19 protein-coding genes are annotated in these 20,017 nt (G+C 69.5%); 15 read left to right on the top strand and 4 right to left on the bottom strand.

The window, feature by feature from the left end:
• Positions 1-100: 100 nt before the first annotated feature.
• The 9 genes from ACZ4WS_RS18785 to ACZ4WS_RS18745 all read left to right on the top strand — a co-directional run bounded on the left by ACZ4WS_RS18785 (position 101) and on the right by ACZ4WS_RS18745 (position 8,148).
• Positions 101-745, top strand: coding sequence for an HAD family hydrolase (locus ACZ4WS_RS18785; protein WP_467981674.1), 645 nt, complete (start codon positions 101-103; stop codon positions 743-745).
• A gap of 134 nt (positions 746-879) precedes the next feature.
• Entirely contained in the window at positions 880-1,581 is a 702-nt protein-coding gene (locus ACZ4WS_RS18780) for a VC0807 family protein (protein WP_467981672.1), read from the top strand.
• Positions 1,582-1,761: 180 nt separating this feature from the next.
• The gene (locus tag ACZ4WS_RS18775) at positions 1,762-2,973 is read left to right on the top strand and encodes an MFS transporter (RefSeq protein WP_467981669.1); all 1,212 of its coding nucleotides are present in this window, start codon (positions 1,762-1,764) and stop codon (positions 2,971-2,973) included.
• A complete protein-coding gene (locus ACZ4WS_RS18770) occupies positions 2,924-4,096 on the top strand; it encodes an acetoin utilization protein AcuC (protein ID WP_467981667.1) in 1,173 nt (390 codons plus the stop codon). Before ACZ4WS_RS18775 ends, ACZ4WS_RS18770 begins: the two co-directional genes overlap by 50 nt.
• Positions 4,097-4,296: 200 nt before the next feature.
• Positions 4,297-5,112, top strand: coding sequence for a phosphatase (locus ACZ4WS_RS18765; protein ID WP_467981665.1), 816 nt, complete (start codon positions 4,297-4,299; stop codon positions 5,110-5,112).
• Between the two features lie 129 nt (positions 5,113-5,241).
• Positions 5,242-5,454 carry a helix-turn-helix domain-containing protein gene (locus tag ACZ4WS_RS18760; RefSeq protein WP_004984898.1) on the top strand — a complete coding sequence of 71 codons (213 nt, stop codon included), beginning with the start codon at positions 5,242-5,244 and terminating at the stop codon, positions 5,452-5,454.
• A 143-nt stretch (positions 5,455-5,597) separates the two neighbouring features.
• Complete coding sequence (locus ACZ4WS_RS18755; protein ID WP_003948845.1) at positions 5,598-5,696, top strand: 30S ribosomal protein bS22; 99 nt, start codon at positions 5,598-5,600, stop codon at positions 5,694-5,696.
• A gap of 317 nt (positions 5,697-6,013) precedes the next feature.
• On the top strand, positions 6,014-7,075 hold the full coding sequence (locus ACZ4WS_RS18750) for an NAD-dependent epimerase/dehydratase family protein (protein WP_467981663.1): 1,062 nt from the start codon (positions 6,014-6,016) through the stop codon (positions 7,073-7,075).
• Between the two features lie 14 nt (positions 7,076-7,089).
• Entirely contained in the window at positions 7,090-8,148 is a 1,059-nt protein-coding gene (locus ACZ4WS_RS18745; protein ID WP_467981661.1) for a lysophospholipid acyltransferase family protein, read from the top strand.
• Positions 8,149-8,226: 78 nt separating this feature from the next.
• Here the strand turns inward: ACZ4WS_RS18745 and ACZ4WS_RS18740 are convergent, their stop codons facing one another.
• The 3 genes from ACZ4WS_RS18740 to ACZ4WS_RS18730 form a co-directional block, all read right to left on the bottom strand.
• Entirely contained in the window at positions 8,227-9,456 is a 1,230-nt protein-coding gene (locus ACZ4WS_RS18740) for a DUF5667 domain-containing protein (RefSeq protein ID WP_467981659.1), read from the bottom strand.
• Positions 9,457-9,712: 256 nt separating this feature from the next.
• Entirely contained in the window at positions 9,713-10,483 is a 771-nt protein-coding gene (locus ACZ4WS_RS18735; protein ID WP_467981657.1) for an ECF subfamily RNA polymerase sigma factor, BldN family, read from the bottom strand.
• Between the two features lie 489 nt (positions 10,484-10,972).
• The gene (locus tag ACZ4WS_RS18730) at positions 10,973-11,917 is read right to left on the bottom strand and encodes an HAD family hydrolase (protein ID WP_467981655.1); all 945 of its coding nucleotides are present in this window, start codon (positions 11,915-11,917) and stop codon (positions 10,973-10,975) included.
• A gap of 127 nt (positions 11,918-12,044) precedes the next feature.
• On the opposite strand from ACZ4WS_RS18730, the gene ACZ4WS_RS18725 reads away from it, so the two are divergent.
• From ACZ4WS_RS18725 to hemB, 6 genes are all read left to right on the top strand, one after another.
• The gene (locus ACZ4WS_RS18725) at positions 12,045-12,353 is read left to right on the top strand and encodes a glutaredoxin family protein (RefSeq protein ID WP_467981653.1); all 309 of its coding nucleotides are present in this window, start codon (positions 12,045-12,047) and stop codon (positions 12,351-12,353) included.
• Between the two features lie 392 nt (positions 12,354-12,745).
• On the top strand, positions 12,746-13,510 hold the full coding sequence (locus tag ACZ4WS_RS18720; protein ID WP_467981651.1) for a redox-sensing transcriptional repressor Rex: 765 nt from the start codon (positions 12,746-12,748) through the stop codon (positions 13,508-13,510).
• On the top strand, positions 13,507-15,213 hold the full coding sequence (locus ACZ4WS_RS18715; protein ID WP_467981649.1) for a glutamyl-tRNA reductase: 1,707 nt from the start codon (positions 13,507-13,509) through the stop codon (positions 15,211-15,213). The genes ACZ4WS_RS18720 and ACZ4WS_RS18715 overlap by 4 nt, the downstream gene beginning before the upstream one ends.
• Positions 15,210-16,169, top strand: coding sequence for a hydroxymethylbilane synthase (gene hemC / locus ACZ4WS_RS18710; protein WP_467981647.1), 960 nt, complete (start codon positions 15,210-15,212; stop codon positions 16,167-16,169). The genes ACZ4WS_RS18715 and hemC overlap by 4 nt, the downstream gene beginning before the upstream one ends.
• Entirely contained in the window at positions 16,166-17,869 is a 1,704-nt protein-coding gene (locus ACZ4WS_RS18705; RefSeq protein WP_467981645.1) for a bifunctional uroporphyrinogen-III C-methyltransferase/uroporphyrinogen-III synthase, read from the top strand. Before hemC ends, ACZ4WS_RS18705 begins: the two co-directional genes overlap by 4 nt.
• A gap of 388 nt (positions 17,870-18,257) precedes the next feature.
• Positions 18,258-19,250, top strand: coding sequence for a porphobilinogen synthase (gene hemB / locus ACZ4WS_RS18700; RefSeq protein WP_467981643.1), 993 nt, complete (start codon positions 18,258-18,260; stop codon positions 19,248-19,250).
• Between the two features lie 30 nt (positions 19,251-19,280).
• Here hemB and ACZ4WS_RS18695 read toward each other — a convergent pair whose 3' ends face one another.
• On the bottom strand, positions 19,281-19,925 hold the full coding sequence (locus tag ACZ4WS_RS18695; RefSeq protein WP_467981641.1) for a DUF4232 domain-containing protein: 645 nt from the start codon (positions 19,923-19,925) through the stop codon (positions 19,281-19,283).
• Positions 19,926-20,017 lie beyond the last annotated feature (92 nt).

The raw sequence follows: 20,017 nt of genomic DNA, 5'->3' as shown, positions 1-20,017 counted from the left end.
GGGGACCCTGTGGGAGAGTAGGACGCCGCCGAACTAATTGTAGAGAAAACCCCCGTACCGGGAAATCGGTACGGGGGTTTTCTGCGTTTAGGATCTTTTTATGCGCTACGACTTGGTGATTTTCGATAACGACGGCGTCCTCGTGGACAGCGAGCCGATCTCCAACACGATCCTGGCCGCCTACCTGACCGAGCTCGGGCACCCGACCTCGTACGAGGAGTCCATCAGGGACTACATGGGGTCGGCGATGCACCGTATCCACGATCTCGTCCATGAGCGGACCGGCCGGCGGCTGCCCGATGACTTCGACGACGTCTTCCACGGGCGCGTCTTCGCTGCCTTCCAGCGGGAGTTGGAGCCGGTCCCCAGTGCCGTGCAGGTCCTGGAGAAGCTGGCCGCGGACGGGGTGCCGTACTGCGTGGCCTCGTCCGGGAGTCATGAGCGGATTCGGGTGGGGCACCGGAAGACCGGGCTCGACCGGTGGTTCGACGAGGGGCGCGTCTTCAGTTCGCAGGATGTGGGGCGGGGCAAGCCGGCGCCGGATCTGTTTCAGTACGCGGCCGCGCGCATGGGCGTATCGCCGGAGAAGTGTGTCGTCGTAGAGGACAGTCCGCTGGGGGTACAGGCGGCGAACGCGGCCGGGATGGACGTGTACGGGTTCACCGCCATGACGCCCGCCGCCAAGCTCGCCGGCGCCACTCAACTCTTCTCCCACCTGGGCGAGTTGGCTGACCTGCTGGTATGACCGTCTCCATCGCCTGGCCCTGACATTTGTCACGGCCAGCTCCGGACGATCGTTTCTGTTGGCGGGCGGAGTCCGACCGCGAAGCTGAGTACATCGAAACGGGACGTACACAGTGACGACGGAGGGACCCGATCATGAGCATCACCGCCACCGAGACCAGCATCGAAGCGACGACCACGGAGACCGGTGGCGCGGCTGCCGCCCGGCCGAGCCTTCTGCCGCTGATCTTGGACGTGGCGGTGCCCGTGGGGTCGTACTACCTCCTGAAGAACGGGTTCGGCATGAGCACCATGGCGGCGCTCGGCTGGAGCAGCGTGGTGCCGGCCGTGCGGACCGTGTGGAGCGTGATGAAGGAGCGCAAGGCCAACGCCCTGGCCGGGCTCATCCTCTTCGTCAACATCGTCGGGCTTGCCCTCAGCCTCGTCGCCGGTGACCCGCGGCTGATGCTGGCCAAGGACAGTGGGGTCAGCAGCGCGATCGGCATCGGCATCCTGGTGTCCGTGAAGCTCGGCAGGCCGATGATGACGGCGGGTATGAAGCCGTTCCTCATCAAGGGCGACGCGGCCAAGAACGCCGCGTGGGAGCGGCTGATCGCCGGCTCGCCGCGGTTCCGGACGGCCGAGCGGACCTTCTCCCTCGTCTGGGGTGCGGTGCTGCTCGGCGAGTGCGTCGTGCGGGCCGTGGGGGCGTACACGCTGCCGATCGACACCATGGTCTGGCTCGGTACGGTCGTCATGATCGGCTCGATGGTCCTCGCCTTCCTGGTCAGCGGGCGGCTGGCCGTCGTTCCGATGGAGAAGATGCTCGAGGCCGAGGTCGCCGCCGAGGACAAGTGAGCCGTGCCGACCACGTCCGCCCGAAGAGCCGACCGCGTCCGCCCGAAGAGCCGACCGCGTCCGCCCGAAGAGCCGACCGCGTCCGCCCGAAGAGCCGACCGCGTCCGCCCGAAGAGCTGAGCAAAATTCATCTTCGGCTTGATCTACCCACCGGTAAGCCGGGGCCCTACGCTCGCCGCCATGACAGATGTGCTGCGGCGCGGTAGGGCCTCGTTGGCGTTCAGCTTCTTCGCTCAGGGCGCCACCTTCGCGCTGCTCGTGACGCGCATCCCGGCGATCCAGGACCGCTACGGGATATCCGACGCGCTGCTGCCCGCCTTCCTGGCCGCCGTGCCGATCCTCGCCGGGGTGGGGAGCGTCACCACCGAGCAGCTGGTCAAGCGGGTGCGGCCCAGCCGCGTACTGAGGTGGTCGCAGCCCGTCGTCCTGCTCGCCCTGCTCGGCGTCGGGTCCGGCGACCACCTGGTCGAGGTGGCGCTCGCGCTGGGCGCCTTCGGGCTGGCTGTCGGTGCGCTCGACGCCTCGATGAACATGCTCGGGGTGAGCCTGCAGCGGACGTACGGGCGCAGCATCATGCTCGGTTTCCACGCCGCGTACAGCCTCGGCGGGATCTTGGGCGCCTCGCTCGCCTGGGCCGGAGCGCACTGGCACCTCTCGCTCTTCGTGTCGTATCTGCCGGTCGTGCTCGTCCTGTTGCCGGCGACTTTTGTGGGGAGCCGGTGGTACGTCGACGGGGGCGCCCCGGATCAGCAGGACGCGGCCGGCCAGGCCGGGCCTGTCGTCTTCAAGCTGCTGCTGCCGCTGTGTCTGGTGATGACGTTCGCGTACATCGGTGACTCGACCGTCTCCAACTGGAGCGCGAAGTATCTGCAGGACGTGCTGGGGAGTTCGGAGCAGCTGGCGACCGTTCCGTACAACGTCTATATGGTCACGACGCTGCTCGGGCGGGCGATCGGGGACTTCGGGGTGCGGCGGTTCGGAGCGGTGGCGGTCGTGCGGCTGGGGGCGGTCGTGGCGGCGCTCGGGTTCGCGGTGGTGGCGGCGGCGCCCGGGGCCTGGGTGGGGATGCTCGGGTTCACGCTGCTGGGCCTTGGGCTGTGCGTGATCGTGCCGCAGACCTTCGCGGCCGCCGGGCGGCTCTTCCCCGGGGCCTCCGACACGGCGATCGCCCGGCTCAACATCTTCAATTACGTGGGGTTCCTGATCGGTTCTCCCTTGGTCGGGGCGCTGGGGGACACCTGGAACTACCGGGGCGCCATGCTCGTACCCATGGTGTTGGTCCTGGTGACGCTCGGGTACGCCAGGTCGTTCGCTCCTGAACCAAACCGATACGGTGACGAGCATGAGCGGCCGCGCACAGCTGATGTGGGACGAGGCAGTAACGGGCTATGACTTCGGTCCGGATCATCCGATGGATCCGGTCCGGCTGGCGCTGACCCGGCGCCTGGTCGACGCCTTCGGGCTCGACCGGGAGGTCGACGTGGTCGCGGCGAAGCCCGCCGGGGAGTCGACGCTGCGGCTCGTGCACCGTGAGGACTACGTCGAGGCGGTCAAGGCCGCTTCCGCGGATCCGGAGGCCGCTGACACCTCGTACGGGCTCGGGACCATGGACGATCCCGCCTTCGCCGGGATGCACGAGGTGTCCGCGATGATCGCCGGGCAGTCGGTGGGCGCGGCCGAGGCGGTGTGGCGCGGGGATGCGCTGCACGCGGTGAACTTCGCGGGTGGGCTGCATCATGCGATGCCCGGGGGTGCGTCGGGGTTCTGTATTTACAACGACGCCTCGCTCGCCATCGCGCGGTTGCTGGAGCTGGGGGCCGAGCGGGTCGCCTATGTGGATGTGGATGTGCACCACGGGGACGGCGTGCAGGCCGCCTTCTGGGAGGATCCGCGGGTTCTGACGATCTCGCTGCACGAGCATCCGCGGACGCTGTTTCCGCAGACGGGGTGGCCGGAGGAGACCGGGGCCGACTGCGCGGAGGGGTCCGCCGTCAATGTGGCCCTGCCTGCCGGGACCGGGGACGCGGGGTGGCTGCGGGCCTTTCACTCCGTGGTGCCCGAGCTCATCGCCGACTTCCGGCCGCAGGTGCTGGTCACCCAGCACGGGGCCGATACGCACTTCGAGGATCCGCTGGCGCATCTCGCTGTCTCGCTCGACGCGCAGCGGGCTGTGCAGGTCGCGTGTCATGAGCTGGCGCATGAGTACGCGGATGGGCGGTGGGTCGCGCTGGGGGGTGGCGGGTATGCCGTGGTGGATGTGGTGCCGCGGTCCTGGACGCATCTGGTTGCGATCGCGGCGGGGCGGCCTGTGGAGCCCGAGACGGTGATTCCTGAGAGTTGGCGGCAGGAAGTGTTTGCTCGTACGCGGCAGTTGGCGCCGGTGCGGATGACTGATGGGCGGTGGCCTGTGTCCTGGAAGGACTGGGAGTCCGGGTATGACCCGGCCGACCGGCTTGACCAGGCGATCGTGGCCACGCGCCGGGCTGTGTTTCCGTTGCGGGGGCTGTTGCCGTAAAGGGGTTTCGCCCCCTCCGCCCCTACCCGTCCCATACCTGGGGGCTGCGCCCCCAGACCCCCGCTGTCGGCCTGAACGGCCTCGTCCTCAAACGCCGGACGGGCTAAAAGCCAAGACCCCCGGAAGTGCATTACGCCAACTGTGCGGCGTTTTCGGGATTTTCGGGGTGAACCTCCGGCAAATGCGTCAGCATCGCTGTCGTGTTGAGCACCGGAGCATTGCGTGCACACTTGCTGGCCGCCCGGTTGGCCGGGCCCGTGGCCACCTCGCGCGAGGAGAGCCTGCGCAGTTATCGGCTGTTCGCCGCCCGCGATCCACGTGTGCTGCTCGGGCTTGATCCCGAATGGACCTGGCAGCAGCGGGACTTGATCGAGTTGATGGCCGACAAGTGCGGGGTTTCGGCCGATCCGCTGCACACATCCGGGCATGATGTGATCGATCCCGAGCGGACCCTGGCCGCCCTCGATGCCTTCGCGGAGCGGCTCGGAGAGGCGGCCCGCAACCGCGACCCCGTGCTCCTCGGCACCGGTCATCCGCATCGACTGATCGGTTTCTACGCCGCGCTGGCGGACGCCCTGTCGGCGGCGGGGTGTACCGTCCTCACCCCCGCGCAGGGTAGCTGTGTCGACATAACGACCCGGTTCGGTCTACGCACGTACAACCTTGACTACGTACAAGGTGTCGCGCTGGTGCGCGAACCCGGCGTGCAGGCCACCGGTCGCGCGACCGGCGCACACACCCACTCACCCCTCCCGGTTCGGACTGCTCTGGCCGCCGCCGCGGAGGCCGGCGGGCCGCTCCCGGAGCTGGTGATCGGAGACCACGGCTGGGTCTGCGGAGCAGGTCAGCTGGGGTTCGAGGCGATGGGTCTGGCCGATACGGACGATCCTGCCCTCTTCGTCGGAGAGGCAGAGGGGCGGGTGTCCGTCGTCGTTCCGCTTGATGACGCTGTGCGGTCTGATTACTACCGACCGCTTACTCGCTATGTACTCAATCGAGCGTGTCTGTCACAGTAGGCGGCCGATGCCATCCCCTCTTCCCCACTCGCATCACCCGCCCCTACATTGGGGAGTGAGCACGCAACGACGAAGAGTCACCGGAAGGGGAAGCCGGTGGCCGTCGAGTGCGGAAGGTTCAGGTGTGTCATGGCTGCAGCTGGCGAGAGGCCTCTGAACGAGGTTCAGTTCCTTACCGTGGCGGAAGTCGCCTCGGTGATGCGAGTGTCGAAGATGACCGTGTACCGCTTGGTGCACAGCGGTCATCTGCCGGCGATCCGGGTGGGGAGGTCCTTCCGGGTTCCGGAGCAAGCGGTTCACGAGTACCTCCGCGAGAGCTATGTGGGGGTGGAGACAGCCTGACGGCGGGTTCCGGGAGACCGTCCAAGATCTCCCGGAACCCCTCGATTACGCCCTCGGAGCTCGGACGGGTAGGCTGGCCCCTCATAGGTCGTATGGGCCCATGCAGCCCAGCACCGAGTAAAGAGAAGTGAGCGAGGGTAGTCGTGGGCTCTGTTATCAAGAAGCGGCGCAAGCGGATGGCGAAGAAGAAGCACCGCAAGCTGCTCAAGCGCACTCGCGTTCAGCGTCGCAACAAGAAGTAAGCGGCGCCGCAGAAGCGCGCACTGTGGCCCCCCACCAGCTGGTGGGGGGCCACAGTCATATCCGGCCACGGAAGCCGGCGTATCGCGGCCACGGAAGGCGTATCCCGGCCACGGAACGCCTGTCCCGGCCATGGAACGCGTGAGCGTTACGCCTGTCCGCCGAATGGCTTGGTCTGGTCGTACGTCTGTGGCTGTCGTCACTTCGTGCATCGGGCGGTCATCACAGCGCAACATCAACCCGCTAAGTTGGCGGCACACGGGGAACGCGACACTGTGCGCGCACAGCTACGGCTAGGTCTGGAAGGAAGGCGCTGATCTTGGGCAAGGTCGTGCTCGTGACCGGAGTGGCCCGACAGCTGGGGGGCCGGTTCGTACGACGCATCCAGCGTGACCCGCAGGTGGACCGCGTGATCGCCGTGGACGCGGTCCCGCCGGAGCACCATCTCGGCGGTGCCGACTTCGTGCAGGCCGACATCCGCCAGCCCACCATCGCGCGGGTGCTCGCCGAGCACTCCGTCGATACGGTCGTTCACTTGGACGTGACAGGCACGGCGCTGGGCAGCGGCAGCCGCACCACGGTCAAGGAGACCAACGTCATCGGCACCATGCAGCTCCTGGGCGCCTGCCAGAAGTCCCCGACGGTCAAGCGGCTCGTCGTGAAGTCCAGTACGAACGTGTACGGGTCCGCGCCGCGCGATCCGGCCGTGTTCACCGAGACCACCCCGCCCAAGTCGCTGCCCAGCGGGGGCTTCGCGAAGGACACGGTGGAGGTCGAGGGGTACGTACGCGGGTTCGCGCGCCGTCGGCCCGACGTGGCCGTGTGCGTGCTGCGGTTCGCGAACATCCTGGGCCGGAGCGCGGACTCGCCGCTCGCGTCGTACTTCTCGCTGCCCGTGCTGCCGACCGTGTTCGGGTACGACCCGCGGCTGCAGTTCGTGCACGAGGACGACGTGATCGAGGTGCTGCGGCTCGCCTCGCACGACCCCGAGCGCGGGACACTCAACAGCGGCACGTTCAACATCGCCGGAGACGGGGTCCTGCTGCTCTCGCAGTGCGCGCGGCGGCTCGGCCGGCCCACGGTGCCGCTGCTGCTGCCGGCGCTCACCTGGGCGGGTACGGCGGTACGTACCCTGGGCGTGACGGACTTCTCGCCGGAGCAGTTGCGGCTGCTCACTCACGGACGGGTCGTGTCGACGAACCAGATGCGCGAGACGCTGGGATACAAACCGAAGTACACGACCGCGGAGACCTTCGCGGACTTCGCGCGCAGCCGGGGGCCCGGACTCCTGCCCCCCGAGGCCCTTGCGGGGGCCGTCGACCGGATTGCCGCGCTGCCCTACCTGGGCGGCGGCCACCCCCCGACGCAGAGCGCCAACTGAGGAGCGCATCAACGATGGCGGACGCCAAGGTCATTCCGTTCGACGACGACCGGTCGCGCGGGGGTGCTGTGCAGCGCCCGCCGCGACGCCGGAGCGCGGGGAGCAGGCGCAAGGGCGAGCCTGTGGTGGTACGTGAGGTACAACCCCTGCCCGGGCGGATCCCCGCGCAGGATGATGTCCCCGTGACGCGTGAGGAACAGCCCGTACAGCCGGTTTCGGAGCCGCAGGACGGCGGTGGCCTGGAACGGCGCATTGCCGGCGGCCTGGCCTTCTTGCGCCGACGGCTGACGGGCGACTACGAGATCGACGAATTCGGCTACGACGCCGAGCTCACCGACCAGGTCCTGATGTCCCTGATCCGCCCGCTGTACGAGAAGTACTTCCGGGTCGAGGTGAAGGGCATCGAGAACATCCCGTCCGAGGGCGGGGCGCTGATCGTCGCCAACCACTCGGGCACCCTCCCGCTGGACGGCCTGATGATGCAGGTCGCCGTCCACGACAACCACCCCGAGGGCCGCCACCTCCGCCTCTTGGCGGCCGACCTGGTCTTCATGCTGCCGGTGGTCAACGAGCTGGCCCGCAAGGCCGGTCACACCCTTGCCTGCGCCGAGGACGCGGAGCGACTGCTCGAACGCGGCGAACTGGTGGGCGTGATGCCGGAGGGATTCAAGGGCATCGGCAAACCCTTCAGCGAGCGCTACAAGCTCCAGCGCTTCGGCCGCGGCGGCTTCGTGTCGACCGCCCTGCGCCAGGGCACCCCGATCATCCCGTGCTCGATCGTCGGCGCGGAGGAGATCTACCCGATGATCGGCAACGCGAAGACCCTCGCGCGTCTGCTGGGTTTTCCGTACTTCCCGATTACGCCGACCTTCCCGTGGCTCGGGCCGCTCGGTGCCGTCCCTCTTCCCACGAAGTGGACGATCCAGTTCGGTGAGCCGATCCGCACGGACGGCTATCCGCCGGAGGCGGCCGAGGATCCGATGCTGATGTTCAACCTGACGGACCAGGTCAGGGAGCAGATCCAGCACACGTTGTACAAGTTGCTGGTGCAGCGGAGGTCCGTCTTCTTCTGAGCGTGCTTCTTCTGAGTACGCGGATACGACGCTGGGGGCGCCCTTCTCAAGAAGGGCGCCCCCAGCGTCGTACAGGACTTACTTCGCGTCCTCGCTGTCGATGCCCAGGCCCGGGAGGAGGCCCGGGAGGAGCGGGGGCAGCGTGACGTCCGGTTCGCCGCTGGACGGGCTGCTCTTGCCGGACGACGGGGAGGAGCTGGTGTCGTCCTTGGGCGGGTCGAGGAGACCGCCCGTGTTGCCGCCGAGCAGGCCGTCGTCGTGGCTGCCCGGAGTGGACGGCCCGGGTTTGCCGCTGCTGTGGCTTCCGGTGGAGGAGCCGCTGGTGGCGCTGGGTGCGGGGCCGTCCGTGCCGGTCGAGCCGGTGGAGTCCTCGCTGTTGCCCCGGTGGCGGCCGGTGCCCTCCTGGGAGGGGGGCTGCGGCAGCAGCGAGCGCAGCGGTCCGACCTCTTCGTCTATGGCCTCGAAGACCGACGAGACCTGGTCACTGACGTCGCCGAGCTGGACGGGCAGTCGGTCGCGCAGCGCACCCCAGGCCTCGCGGTGCGACTGGGAGAACGCGGACAGGGCCTGGATGGGGCCCAGCGAGCCGTCCCGCTCATACGCCTCGTGCAGCAGGCGGTGGCCCTCCGAGGCGTCGTGCTGCATGCCCGACAGGGTGCGGCGGATCTCGCCCAGGGACTCGTGGTCGAGATTGCCGGAGCGGCCGCGCTCCATCACGCGGCGCGCCTCGCTCAGCCGGGTCGAGGCCTGGTCGAGGTAGAGCTCGCCCCGGTCGCTGTCGCCGTGGGTCAGGCCCAGCTTGATGTCCTCCATGCCGCGCTTGAGCCCGTAGAGCGAGTCACCGGGCAGGGCGTCGGAGCTGGCGGCGGCCACGCCGCCGAAGGCTCCCGCGGCCACACCGACGGTGAGCCCGCCCGCGGCGAGGCCCTTCGACAGCCGCGAACGCGGTCGCAGCTTTCCAAGGCCGCTCGCCCGGTGTGCGCCCCGTGCCCGGGGGGACCGTTGCTCGGGTACGGAACGGTCCGGGCCCTCGCCCCCCGCGGCGGTGCCTTCCAGCAGCATGGCCTCCATCGCAGCCACGAGCTGGGCTCGCTGCACGACTTTGACCTCGGGATCCAGCTCCGGTTTGGGCAGCTCGCCGAGACCGGTGGCGAGGGCCAACAGTAGGCCCTGCTCGGTCTGTTCCGATGCAGCCCGGGACGGTGCCGATCCATCGGGCTGCTCGGCCGCCGTGCCCTGGTCGGATTGCTCCTCCAGGGCCTGGGCGAAGGCGTTCGCCCGCCGGTGTGCCGATACGTTCGCGATCACTGGCGGCACCTCCTCTCGTCAGGACGGTCGACTCCCCAGGGGGTCCTGAGGGTTGCACTCCCTGACCACATCCACACGATCGAGTGATCGGCGTTGGCCAGGGGGTGACCACAGGGAGCCTGTATCCCGCACAACGAGCGTCGCGGCACTTGGGTTACGGACGACGGATGATCGGACCGCGAAGTCAACGGACTTTTACGGAAGGTGAGTTGAGCGTTGCTGAGCGTACGGGGGTGCTATCGGTTTTGTACGGGTATCAGCGCGCGTCGTCCGGGAGGAGCCGGGCCAGGGTGCGGACGGCCCGGTACTGAAGGGTCTTGATGGCGCCCTCGTTCTTGCCCATGACACGGGCGGTCTCGGCGACCGAGAGGCCCTGGAGGAAGCGCAGGGTGACGCACTCCTGCTGCTGGGGGTTGAGGCGTCGTACGGCGTCGAGCAGCGCCGCGTTCGAAAGGGACTCCAGGACGGAGTCCTCCGGGCTGCGCTCGACCTCGTTGGCGTCGAGCATCTCGCCGGTGGTCACTTCCAGCCGGAAGCGGCTCGACTTGAAGTGGTCGGCGACCAGGTTGCGGGCGATGGTGACCAGCCAGGCGCCGAAGTCGCGGCCCTGCCAGGTGAAGGTTCCGATGCGGCGCAGGGCGCGCAGGAACGTCTCACTGGTGAGGTCTTCCGCAGTCGCCTTCCCGCCGACGCGGTAATAGATGTAGCGGTACACGGTGTCGCTGTACTGGTCGTAGAGACGGCCGAAGGCGTCGGCCTCGCCGGCCTGGGCGCGCTCCACGAGATCCATCATCCGGGCGCTGTCACTGTCTGCGGCCGGGCGGCGTGCGGTGGTGGCTGAGCCCGAGCGGCCCCGTCTGCCGACCGCCGCGTTGCCGTCGGCCAGGGCGTAGCAAGGGCCGGCGGGCGCGGGGACGGCGAAGGCGGGGACGGCGTACGCGGTGGGGACGAAGCCGCGCAGACGGTCCAGGACCGTTGCGCGCAGCGTAGCCAGGCCCGAGGCTTCAACCCCGACGTGTGAGTACACGGGACTCCCAGAGGCAGAGCTTCCATCACGTTCAGTGCGGAACCGTAAACCCGTCGTAGTGATGAAGGGGTGCCGGTTTGCGTCTGAGGAGAATAACGCTTCGTACAGGCAGCGCTACACCCAGTTGCTCAAATCATCGATTACGTCGCTTCTGTAACCGATTGACGCCTGATCAAGTACCGGACGGTGACCGGTTGTTGATCGGATTAGTCCGCGTTCCGTTTGAGTGCGGGGCGTGTTGTGGCCGTCTGCGGTGAACGGGACTGGCGGGGGAGTTGGGCGGGTAGAGAACGTGATTTGCCCCCCGCCGCCCCTGCGCGTCCCATCCCTGGGGGCCGCCGCCCCCAGACCCCCGCTTCGGCCTGACGGTCTCGTCCTCAAACGCCGGACGGGCTGAAAACCCGCGGAGAGCCCCAGGGGGGCGGGAGTGGGTAGGGGCGGTGGGGGCGAAGAAACCCGGCGCTCGTCCTGGTGGCGCCGGTGCTCGTCCTAGCGGCGGCGGCGGTGGAGTGCGATCGCGGCGGCCGTGCCGCCGGCCACCGCGCCGACTCCGGCGGCCGCGGGGATGCCGACCTTCGCGGCCTTGCGTGCCGTGCGGTAGTCGCGCAGGCGCCAGTCGAAGGTGCGGGCGTGCTTGCGGAGCTTGGCGTCGGGGTTGATGGCGTAGGGGTGACCGACGAGGGAGAGCATGGGGATGTCGTTGTGCGAGTCGCTGTAGGCGGCGCAGCGGGAGAGGTCCAGGCCCTCCGCGGCGGCCAGGGCGCGCACCGCCTCCGCCTTCGCGGGGCCGTGCAGCGGCTCGCCGACCAGTTTGCCGGTGTAGACGCCGTCGACCGACTCCGCGACCGTGCCCAGGGCGCCGGTGAGGCCCAGGCGGCGCGCGATCACCGTGGCGATCTCGACGGGGGCCGCCGTGACCAGCCACACCTTCTGGCCCGCGTCCAGGTGCGCCTGGGCGAGGGCGCGCGTACCGGGCCAGATGCGCTCGGCCATGTACTCGTCGTAGATCTCCTCGCCGATGGACATCAACTCGGCGACGCGGTGGCCCTTCACGATGGACAGCGCCGAGTCGCGGGCCTCCTGCATGTGCTCGGGGTCCTCGACGCCGGCCAGCCTGAACCAGGCCTGCTGCCAGGCGAATCGGGCGAGATCGCGGGTCTCGAAGAACTTCCGCTTGTACAGGCCCCGGCCGAAGTGAAAGAGCGCGGCGCCCTGCATGACGGTGTTGTCCAGGTCGAAGAAGGCGGCGGCCTTGTCGTCGCCGAGCACCGGGAACTCCGGTTCCTGGGCGGGGACATCCGGCGCGGCTTCGTGCGCGAGCTCCTCCAGTTCCTGGGAGGACTTGCGCGCTGCCTCTGCCGAGGCCTCGCCTGCCAACACGCTCCGCGCCGTGGCGGAGCGCCTACGGGGAGTGAGCCATCCGAGAGCGGCCATGTCGTGAGCATAGCCAGTTTGTTCGGTGCTTCCGGAGTCGCGAGGATTCGAAGCTGTGAACTCTCCGCGACCGAGTCGTTAAAGAAGCGATCTGAAAGCGATCCGAGCGGGCGCGGGCGGCGCGAGAATGGCCGGTATGAGTTCCAAGTTTCGGCGCGGTGGGCGTCGTGAGGGTCGTACGGAGACGAAGGCCCCCGGGGAGCGGCTGGTCACGCTGATCAGGAAGCCCGGGTGTCATCTGTGCGATGACGCACAGCAAGTGATCGAGAAGGTCTGCGGTGATCTCGGGGTCCCCTGGGAGCAGAAGGACATCACCGACGACGAGGAGCTGCACCGCGCGTACTGGGAGCAGATCCCGGTGGTGCTGGTGGACGGTGCGCAGCACACGTTCTGGCGCGTGAACGAGGAGCGGTTGAGGCGGGCTCTCACCGGGTGACCGGGTGGTTCGTACCTGACGGCAAGTGGCCCATGGCCGGGCCGGGTCCTACCGAACGGCCGGTCGGTCCTTCCCGGGGTCCCGTTGACCGGGCAGTGTCCTGACTGGGTAGTCCAAGTGGTCCGGAAAGTCGCCTAGGATCGACGGCGATTGGTCTCGGGGGCGGGATTCGTTGAGGAGAGTGTGCGGCTTTGCCCCCTTCAGGTGAGGTGCGAAGGTGCCTGCGCGCCGGTTCCATACCTGCGCGCCGGGCGTGCGTGACCCCGGTCACGTTGGCCGGGCAAATCGGACACTATCTTTGTGCACGCGTTCACAAAGACATAGCCTGCTTTCGACGGGGCGGTCTGGGTACGTGTGACCGCCTGCAGCCCCGCTCTACCCGCAGGAGCACCGTGGCAACTGGCCGAACTCACCGACCGGCGACCCGCAGCCGAGGGATTCCCGAGGCCACCGTCGCCCGGCTTCCGCTGTACCTCCGAGCCCTCACCGCACTGTCGGAGCGCTCGGTACCCACGGTCTCCTCCGAGGAGCTCGCGGCCGCCGCGGGGGTCAACTCCGCGAAGCTGCGCAAGGACTTCTCCTACCTCGGCTCCTACGGGACGCGTGGTGTGGGGTACGACGTCGAGTATCTCGTGTACCAGATCTCCCGCGAGCTGGGCCTGACCCAGGACTGGCCGGTTGTGATCGTCGGTATCGGTAACCTCGGAGCCGCGCTGGCCAATTACGGAGGGTTCGCGTCCCGTGGTTTCCGGGTCGCCGCGCTGATCGACGCCGATCCGGAGATGGCCGGAAAGCAGGTCGCCGGGATCGCCGTGCAGCACAGCGACGGCCTGGAGAAGATCATCGACGAGAACGGCGTCTCCATCGGGGTCATCACCACCCCGCCGGGCGTCGCCCAGGCAGTCTGCGACCGGCTCGTCGCCGCCGGGGTCACCTCCATCCTGAACTTCGCGCCGACCGTGCTGTCCGTCCCGGACGGCGTCGACGTACGCAAGGTCGATCTCTCCATCGAGCTGCAGATCCTCGCCTTCCACGAGCAGCGCAAGGCCGGCGAGGAGGCCGAGGCCCAGGCCGGTGCCGCCGCCGTGGCCCAGGCTGCTCAGGAGAGCAACGGCAAAGGGCCTGACGGGGACGTCCCCGCCGTGATGCCGGCATGAGTCTCCTCGTCGTCGGGCTGAGTCACCGCAGCGCTCCGGTCAGCGTCCTGGAGCGGGCCGCGCTGTCCGCGGACGCGCAGGCCAAGCTGCTGCACGGCACCCTCGCCGCCGAACCGGCCACCGAGGCCGCGCTGCTCGCCACCTGCAACCGCATCGAGCTGTACGCCGACGTGGACAAGTTCCACGCGGGCGTCGCCGAGCTGTCCACGCTGCTCGCCCAGCAGAGCGGGGTCGGCCTGGAGGAGCTCACTCCTTACTTGTACGTGCACTACGAGGACCGGGCCGTCCACCACCTCTTCTCGGTGGCCTGCGGGCTCGACTCGATGGTCGTCGGCGAGGGACAGGTCCTCGGCCAGATCAAGGACGCCCTCGCCACCGCGCAGGAGCTGCACACCGCGGGCCGGCTGCTGAACGACCTGTTCCAGCAGGCGCTGCGGGTCGGCAAGCGCGCCCACTCCGAGACCGGCATCGACCGCGCGGGCCAGTCCCTGGTCACCTTCGGCCTGGAGCAGCTGTCCTCCGGTGTCGCCGTCGACGCGTGGGTCAAGGACAAGCGGGCCCTCGTCATCGGCGCCGGTTCCATGTCCTCGCTGGCCGCCGCGACGCTCGCGCGCGCCGGGATCGCCGAGGTCGTCATCGCCAACCGCACGCTCGACCGCGCGGAGCGCCTCGCCCAGATCCTCACCGACGCCGACGACACGGACGTGGTGGCCCGCGCGGTACCGATGGACTCGGTGCCGGTCGAGCTGACACGTGCCGACATCGCCGTCTCCTGCACGGGTGCGACGGGGCTCGTCCTGACGGCCGAGTCCGTCGCGGCGGCCGTGGAGGGACGTACGGGTACGCCCGTGACCGTCCGGGACGACGTACCGGCCGGTCGGACGGGCACCCTCGCTCCCACCAGCGTCGGCACCGAAGAGGGCTGCCCGCTCGACCTGTCCGCCGTGCAGGGCGCCACCGGCTTCTCCGTGATGGGAGAGGCCGCGGTGGCCGGTATGGACGCGGCCACGCTGGAACAGCACGCAGTGTGGGTGGACAAGGGCACCGGAACCGTCGAGCGCCGCGACAACCGTCGTACGCCCGACGCCGACGCGGACCTCATCACCGCGCTGGCCGCCACCGTCGCCATCGTCGGGCGGGTCCCCGAGCGCCGGCTGCCCGAGCCCGTCGTCGAGGCCCCCCGGCCCGCCCCGGTGCTCGCGCTGCTCGACCTCGCGATGCCCCGGGACATCGACGCGGCCGTGCACCGGCTGCTCGGGGTGCGGCTCGTCGACATCGAGTCGCTGGCCGAGGCATCCGCCGACGCGCCGATGGCCGCCGATGTGGACCAGGTGCGCGGGATCGTCTCCGACGAGGTCGCCGCCTTCAGCGCCGCCCTGCGGGCCGCGCACATCACCCCCACCGTCGTGGCGCTGCGCACCATGGCCGCCGACCTCGTCGCGAGCGAGATCGCGCGGCTCGACGGACGGCTGCCCGACCTCGACGACAAGCAGCGGGGCGAGATCACCCAGACCGTGCGGCGCGTCGTGGACAAGCTGCTGCACGCGCCGACCGTACGGGTCAAGCAGCTGGCCGCAGAGCCCGGCGGTGCCGGGTACGCGGACGCGCTGCGCACCCTGTTCGACCTGGACCCCGAGACGGTCGCCTCCGTCTCGCGGGCCGAGAACAACACCGAGAACGCCAAGAACCGAGGGCGAGCATGAGTGAGCACCCACTGAGGCTGGGGACGAGGCGCAGCAAACTCGCCATGGCCCAGTCCGGGCAGGTGGCGGACGCCGTGAGCCAAGTGACCGGACGGCCCGTCGAGCTCGTTGAGATCACGACGTACGGGGACACCTCCCGCGAGAGCCTCGCGCAGATCGGCGGCACGGGCGTCTTCGTCACCGCGCTGCGCGACGCGCTGCTGCGCGGAGAGGTCGACTTCGCGGTGCATTCGCTGAAGGACCTGCCGACCGCGCAGCCCGACGACCTCGCGCTGGCCGCCGTGCCGGTGCGCGAGGACCCGCGCGACGTGCTCGTCGCCCGAGACGGACTCGCCTTCGCCGAGCTTCCCGACGGGGCGCGCATCGGCACCGGTTCGCCGCGCCGCATGGCCCAGCTGAACGCGTACGCGCGCAGTCATGGGATGACGATCGAGACGGTCGCGATCCGTGGGAACGTCGACACCCGGATCGGGTACGTGCGCAGTGGGGAGCTCGACGCCGTCGTGCTCGCCGCCGCCGGACTCAATCGCCTTGGGCGGATTGAGGAAGTGACGGACTTCCTGTCCGTCGACACCGTTTTGCCCGCCCCCGGCCAGGGGGCCCTCGCGATCGAGTGTGCCGCGGACAACGCGGACCTCATCGCCGCGCTCGCCGAGCTCGACGACCCGTTCACCCGGGCCGCCGTGACCGCCGAGCGATCCCTGCTTGCCGCCCTGGAGGCCGGCTGCAGTGCACCCGTGGGTGCGCTCGCCGACCTTCTGGCCGACGGGCAGATTGTCAAGGAGATGCGCCTGCGCGGCGTCGTCGGCACGACCGACGGCTCGACGCTGGTGCAGCTGTCCACCACCGGTCCCGTGCCCGAGACACATGACCAAGCAATGGCGCTCGGCCGTGAACTCGCTGCCGAGATGCTTGCCAAGGGCGCGGCCGGTCTGATGGGGGAGCGAGCACTTTGAGCCCCACCAACCTTCCCGCCGGTCCGGAACACGGGCACGTCACCTTCCTTGGTGCCGGACCCGGGGATCCGGGACTGCTGACACTGCGCGCCGTAGAGGCGCTGGCGAACGCGGATGTCCTCGTCGCCGAGCACGAGGTGCTCGACGTGGTCCGCGTGCATGCCAGACCAGGCGTAGCCGTCCTGAACACGGATCCGGACACTTCGCCGGATACGTACTTGGGCACAGGCACGCCTCAGCTAACGGTTGTTGACAGCTCGTCAACAACCGTTGGTGACCCCGCGTCGAGGGACGCTGCCAATCTTGTCATGCAGGCCGCGCGGGGCGGCAAGCGGGTCGTGCGTGCGGTGTCCGGGGACCCCGGACTGGATACGTACGCCGCCGAGGAAATGCTCGCCTGCGCCGCCGCGGGCGTTCCGTTCGAGGTGGTGCCCGGTATCGCGGCCGCCGTCGGTGTGCCCGCGTACGCGGGTGTGCCGCTGCGGGACGCGCAGGGCGCGGACGTACGGTTCGTCGACGCGCGGACGGCTTCGGACCGGTGCTGGACCGAGGTCGGGGTGTCCGACGGGACGGTCGTCGTCTCGGCGACGCTGGACTCCGTGGCCGCGGCCGCGGGTGAGCTGGTTGCTGCCGGGCGTAAGCCCGATACGCCGATGACCGTGACCATCGCGGGTACCACTACGCGTCAGCGGACCTGGTCCGCGACGCTCGGGACCATCGCGCAGACGCTGAAGCAGGCGAAGGTGCTGCCGTCCCCGGACGGTGGGCGACCGGTGATAGCCGTGGTCGGTGAGCGTTCTGCCGCGGCTCAGCGTGAGCAGCTCTCGTGGTTCGAGTCCAAGCCGCTGTTCGGCTGGAAGGTGCTCGTGCCGCGGACGAAGGAGCAGGCGGCTTCGCTCTCCGACCAGCTGCGGTCGTACGGGGCCGTGCCGCACGAGGTGCCGACGATCGCCGTCGAACCGCCGCGCACGCCCCAGCAGATGGAGCGGGCGGTCAAGGGGCTCGTGACGGGCCGCTATGAGTGGATCGCCTTCACGTCCGTCAACGCCGTGAAGGCCGTGCGGGAGAAGTTCGAGGAGTACGGGCTCGATGCGCGGGCCTTCGCCGGGATCAAGGTCGCGGCGGTGGGGGAGCAGACGACCAAGGCGCTGGTCTCCTTCGGTGTGAAGCCGGATCTGGTGCCGAGTGGGGAGCAGTCCGCGGCGGGGTTGCTGGAGGACTGGCCGCCGTACGACCCGGTGTTCGACCCGATCGACCGGGTGTTCCTGCCGCGTGCCGACATCGCCACCGAGACGCTGGTCGCGGGGCTGATCGAGCTGGGCTGGGAGGTCGACGACGTCACGGCCTACCGGACCGTGCGGGCCTCGCCGCCGCCGGCCGACACGCGGGAGGCGATCAAGGGCGGTGGCTTCGACGCCGTGCTCTTCACGTCGTCCTCGACCGTGCGGAACCTGGTGGGTATCGCCGGTAAGCCGCACAACGTGACGGTCATCGCGTGTATCGGTCCGGCCACCGCCAAGACGGCGGAGGAGCACGGGCTGCGGGTCGATGTCATGGCTCCGGAGCCGTCTGTGCACAAGCTGGCGGAGGCGTTGGCGGACTTCGGTCTCAGGCGTCGTGCGGCGGCGGTCGAGGCCGGGGATCCCGTTACTCGGCCGAGCGAGCGGCGGCCGGGGTCTCGGCGGCGGCGCACCACGTAGCGGTCGGGGGCCGGGTGGCGGCGTACCACGTGGCGGTCGCGTCGGGGTGGCGGCGTACCACGTGGCGGTCGCGTCGGGGTGGCGGCGCACCACGTGGCGGTCGGGAGCGGGGCCGCGCCGGAGCCTCCGTCCTCGGTCTGGCGCGGAATCGGTCGGTTGACAAGGGACCGGTGTTGACGCGCCATCCGCTGCGGGCGGAGGTTCCGGCACGTCCCCTCCCGTGCGTCGGCGGCTGCGGGTCGTCGTCCGTGACCGCCGACAGTGCGTTGGCGGCTGCGGGTTGTCGTCCGTGAGTGCCGGCAGTGCGTTGGCGGCTGCGGGTTGTCGTCCGTGAGTGCCGACAGTGCGTCGGCATAGGTGCCTCCAGGGCAGGCGTAGCGTGGGATCCATGACGAAGTACGGATCCTTCCCCGGTACGCGGCCGCGGCGGCTGCGTACGACGCCTGTTATGCGGCGCATGGTCGCCGAGACGCGCCTGCACCCCGCCGACTTCATCCTGCCCGCGTTCGTGCGGGAAGGCGTGAGTGAGCCCGTGCCGATCGCGGCGATGCCCGGGGTCGTGCAGCACACGCGGGACAGCCTGAGGAAGGCGGCCGTGGAGGCGCTGGAGGCCGGGGTCTCCGGGATCATGCTGTTCGGCGTGCCGGAGGACTCGAAGAAGGACGCCGTCGGGACGCCGGGGACGGACCCGGACGGCATTCTGCAGGTCGCGCTGCGCGATGTGCGGGCCGAGGTCGGCGATGAGCTTCTCGTGATGTCCGACCTGTGTCTGGACGAGACGACCGATCACGGGCACTGCGGGGTGCTCGACGCGGAAGGGCGCGTCGACAACGACGCGACCCTTGAGCGGTACGCCGAGATGGCCCAGGTGCAGGCCGACGCGGGCGCCCATGTGGTCGGCCCCAGCGGCATGATGGACGGTCAGATCGGGGTCGTCCGGGACGCCCTGGACCAGATCGGCCGGGAGGATGTCGCCATCCTCGCGTACACCGCCAAGTACTCGTCCGCCTTCTACGGCCCCTTCCGGGAGGCCGTCGGTTCCTCGCTCAAGGGTGACCGGAAGACGTATCAGCAGGACCCCGCCAACGTGCGGGAGTCGATGCGGGAGCTCGCCCTCGACCTCGAAGAGGGGGCCGACATGGTGATGGTCAAGCCCGCGGGGCCGTACCTCGACGTCCTGGCGAAGGTCGCCGACTCGGTCGACGTGCCCGTCGCCGCGTACCAGATCTCCGGTGAGTACTCGATGATCGAGGCCGCGGCGGAGCGGGGCTGGATCGACCGCGACAAGGCGATCCTGGAGGCCCTCACCGGCATCAAGCGTGCCGGTGCGCAGAACATCCTCACCTATTGGGCCACCGAGGTCGCCCAGAAGCTGCGCTGACCCTTCCGGGCGTGAGACTCGGAGCCGGCCTCAGAAGGCCAGCGCGTCGTCCAGGCTCTGCTGCCAGTACGTCAGCGTGAGCTTGTCGTCCACGTACACGCCCTTCGCGGGGAGCGCCGGCCGGGCGCTGCTGCCCTTGTCGAAGGCGACCGTGAGGGTCTTGGCCGTGTAGCCGTTTCCGCCGCTGCCGTCCGCGGCCGACAGGAGTACGCCCGCGTAGCCCGACTCGCCGGGGGCGAGTGTGACGACCGCCTGAGGGTGGGTCTCCTCGGCGACAGGGGGGACCGCCTGGGCCTCGCCGAAGCGGGCGATGGGGTAGCCCGTGAGGTCGCAGTTCTTCGAGCCGGTGTTGGTGACGGTGAGGAGGAGGTGGTTGAGGGGGCGGGTGACTTCGGTGGCGGTGGTTTTGGTGTTCGCGCCGCTGCACGGGGTGTTGTGGGTGGCTCCGGTGGCTCCGGTCGTGTGGGTGGCTCCGGTCGTGTTGGTGGGTCCGGTGGTGTTGTTCTTCGCGCCTCCGGTGGCTGATGACTGGCTCGGCTGCGTGGAGGGCTTGGACTCCGAGGACGGGCCCTCGTCCCGTACGCCCTCTCCGTTGTTGCACGCCGTGAGGGCGAGCGCGGCGAGCGCGACCGTCGTGGCGGCGAACAGTCGGGTGCGGGCGGTGCGTGCGGACATGGGTGATCCCCCTGTGGATGTGGTTGGTTGGGTCCGGCCGCTCGACCGGTCGAGGGGAGCGGCGTGCTTGGATGACCACAGCTTGTGGGGTG

It is taken from the genome of Streptomyces sp. NPDC029292 (genome assembly GCF_055569295.1).
Note: the sequence above shows the minus strand (reverse complement) of the source record. Positions and strands in the feature narration are given on the sequence as shown.

What these genes read in the sequence shown, in the direction of transcription:
- hemB (WP_467981643.1), top strand. Translation starts at nt 18,258, where the DNA reads ATGACGAAGTACGGATCCTTCCCCGGTACGCGGCCGCGGCGGCTGCGT.
- ACZ4WS_RS18745 (WP_467981661.1), top strand. Translation starts at nt 7,090, where the DNA reads ATGGCGGACGCCAAGGTCATTCCGTTCGACGACGACCGGTCGCGCGGG.
- ACZ4WS_RS18730 (WP_467981655.1), bottom strand. Translation starts at nt 11,917, where the DNA reads ATGGCCGCTCTCGGATGGCTCACTCCCCGTAGGCGCTCCGCCACGGCG.
- ACZ4WS_RS18715 (WP_467981649.1), top strand. Translation starts at nt 13,507, where the DNA reads ATGAGTCTCCTCGTCGTCGGGCTGAGTCACCGCAGCGCTCCGGTCAGC.
- ACZ4WS_RS18775 (WP_467981669.1), top strand. Translation starts at nt 1,762, where the DNA reads ATGACAGATGTGCTGCGGCGCGGTAGGGCCTCGTTGGCGTTCAGCTTC.
- ACZ4WS_RS18695 (WP_467981641.1), bottom strand. Translation starts at nt 19,925, where the DNA reads ATGTCCGCACGCACCGCCCGCACCCGACTGTTCGCCGCCACGACGGTC.
- ACZ4WS_RS18770 (WP_467981667.1), top strand. Translation starts at nt 2,924, where the DNA reads ATGAGCGGCCGCGCACAGCTGATGTGGGACGAGGCAGTAACGGGCTAT.
- ACZ4WS_RS18785 (WP_467981674.1), top strand. Translation starts at nt 101, where the DNA reads ATGCGCTACGACTTGGTGATTTTCGATAACGACGGCGTCCTCGTGGAC.
- ACZ4WS_RS18780 (WP_467981672.1), top strand. Translation starts at nt 880, where the DNA reads ATGAGCATCACCGCCACCGAGACCAGCATCGAAGCGACGACCACGGAG.
- ACZ4WS_RS18760 (WP_004984898.1), top strand. Translation starts at nt 5,242, where the DNA reads ATGGCTGCAGCTGGCGAGAGGCCTCTGAACGAGGTTCAGTTCCTTACC.
- hemC (WP_467981647.1), top strand. Translation starts at nt 15,210, where the DNA reads ATGAGTGAGCACCCACTGAGGCTGGGGACGAGGCGCAGCAAACTCGCC.
- ACZ4WS_RS18725 (WP_467981653.1), top strand. Translation starts at nt 12,045, where the DNA reads ATGGCCGGTATGAGTTCCAAGTTTCGGCGCGGTGGGCGTCGTGAGGGT.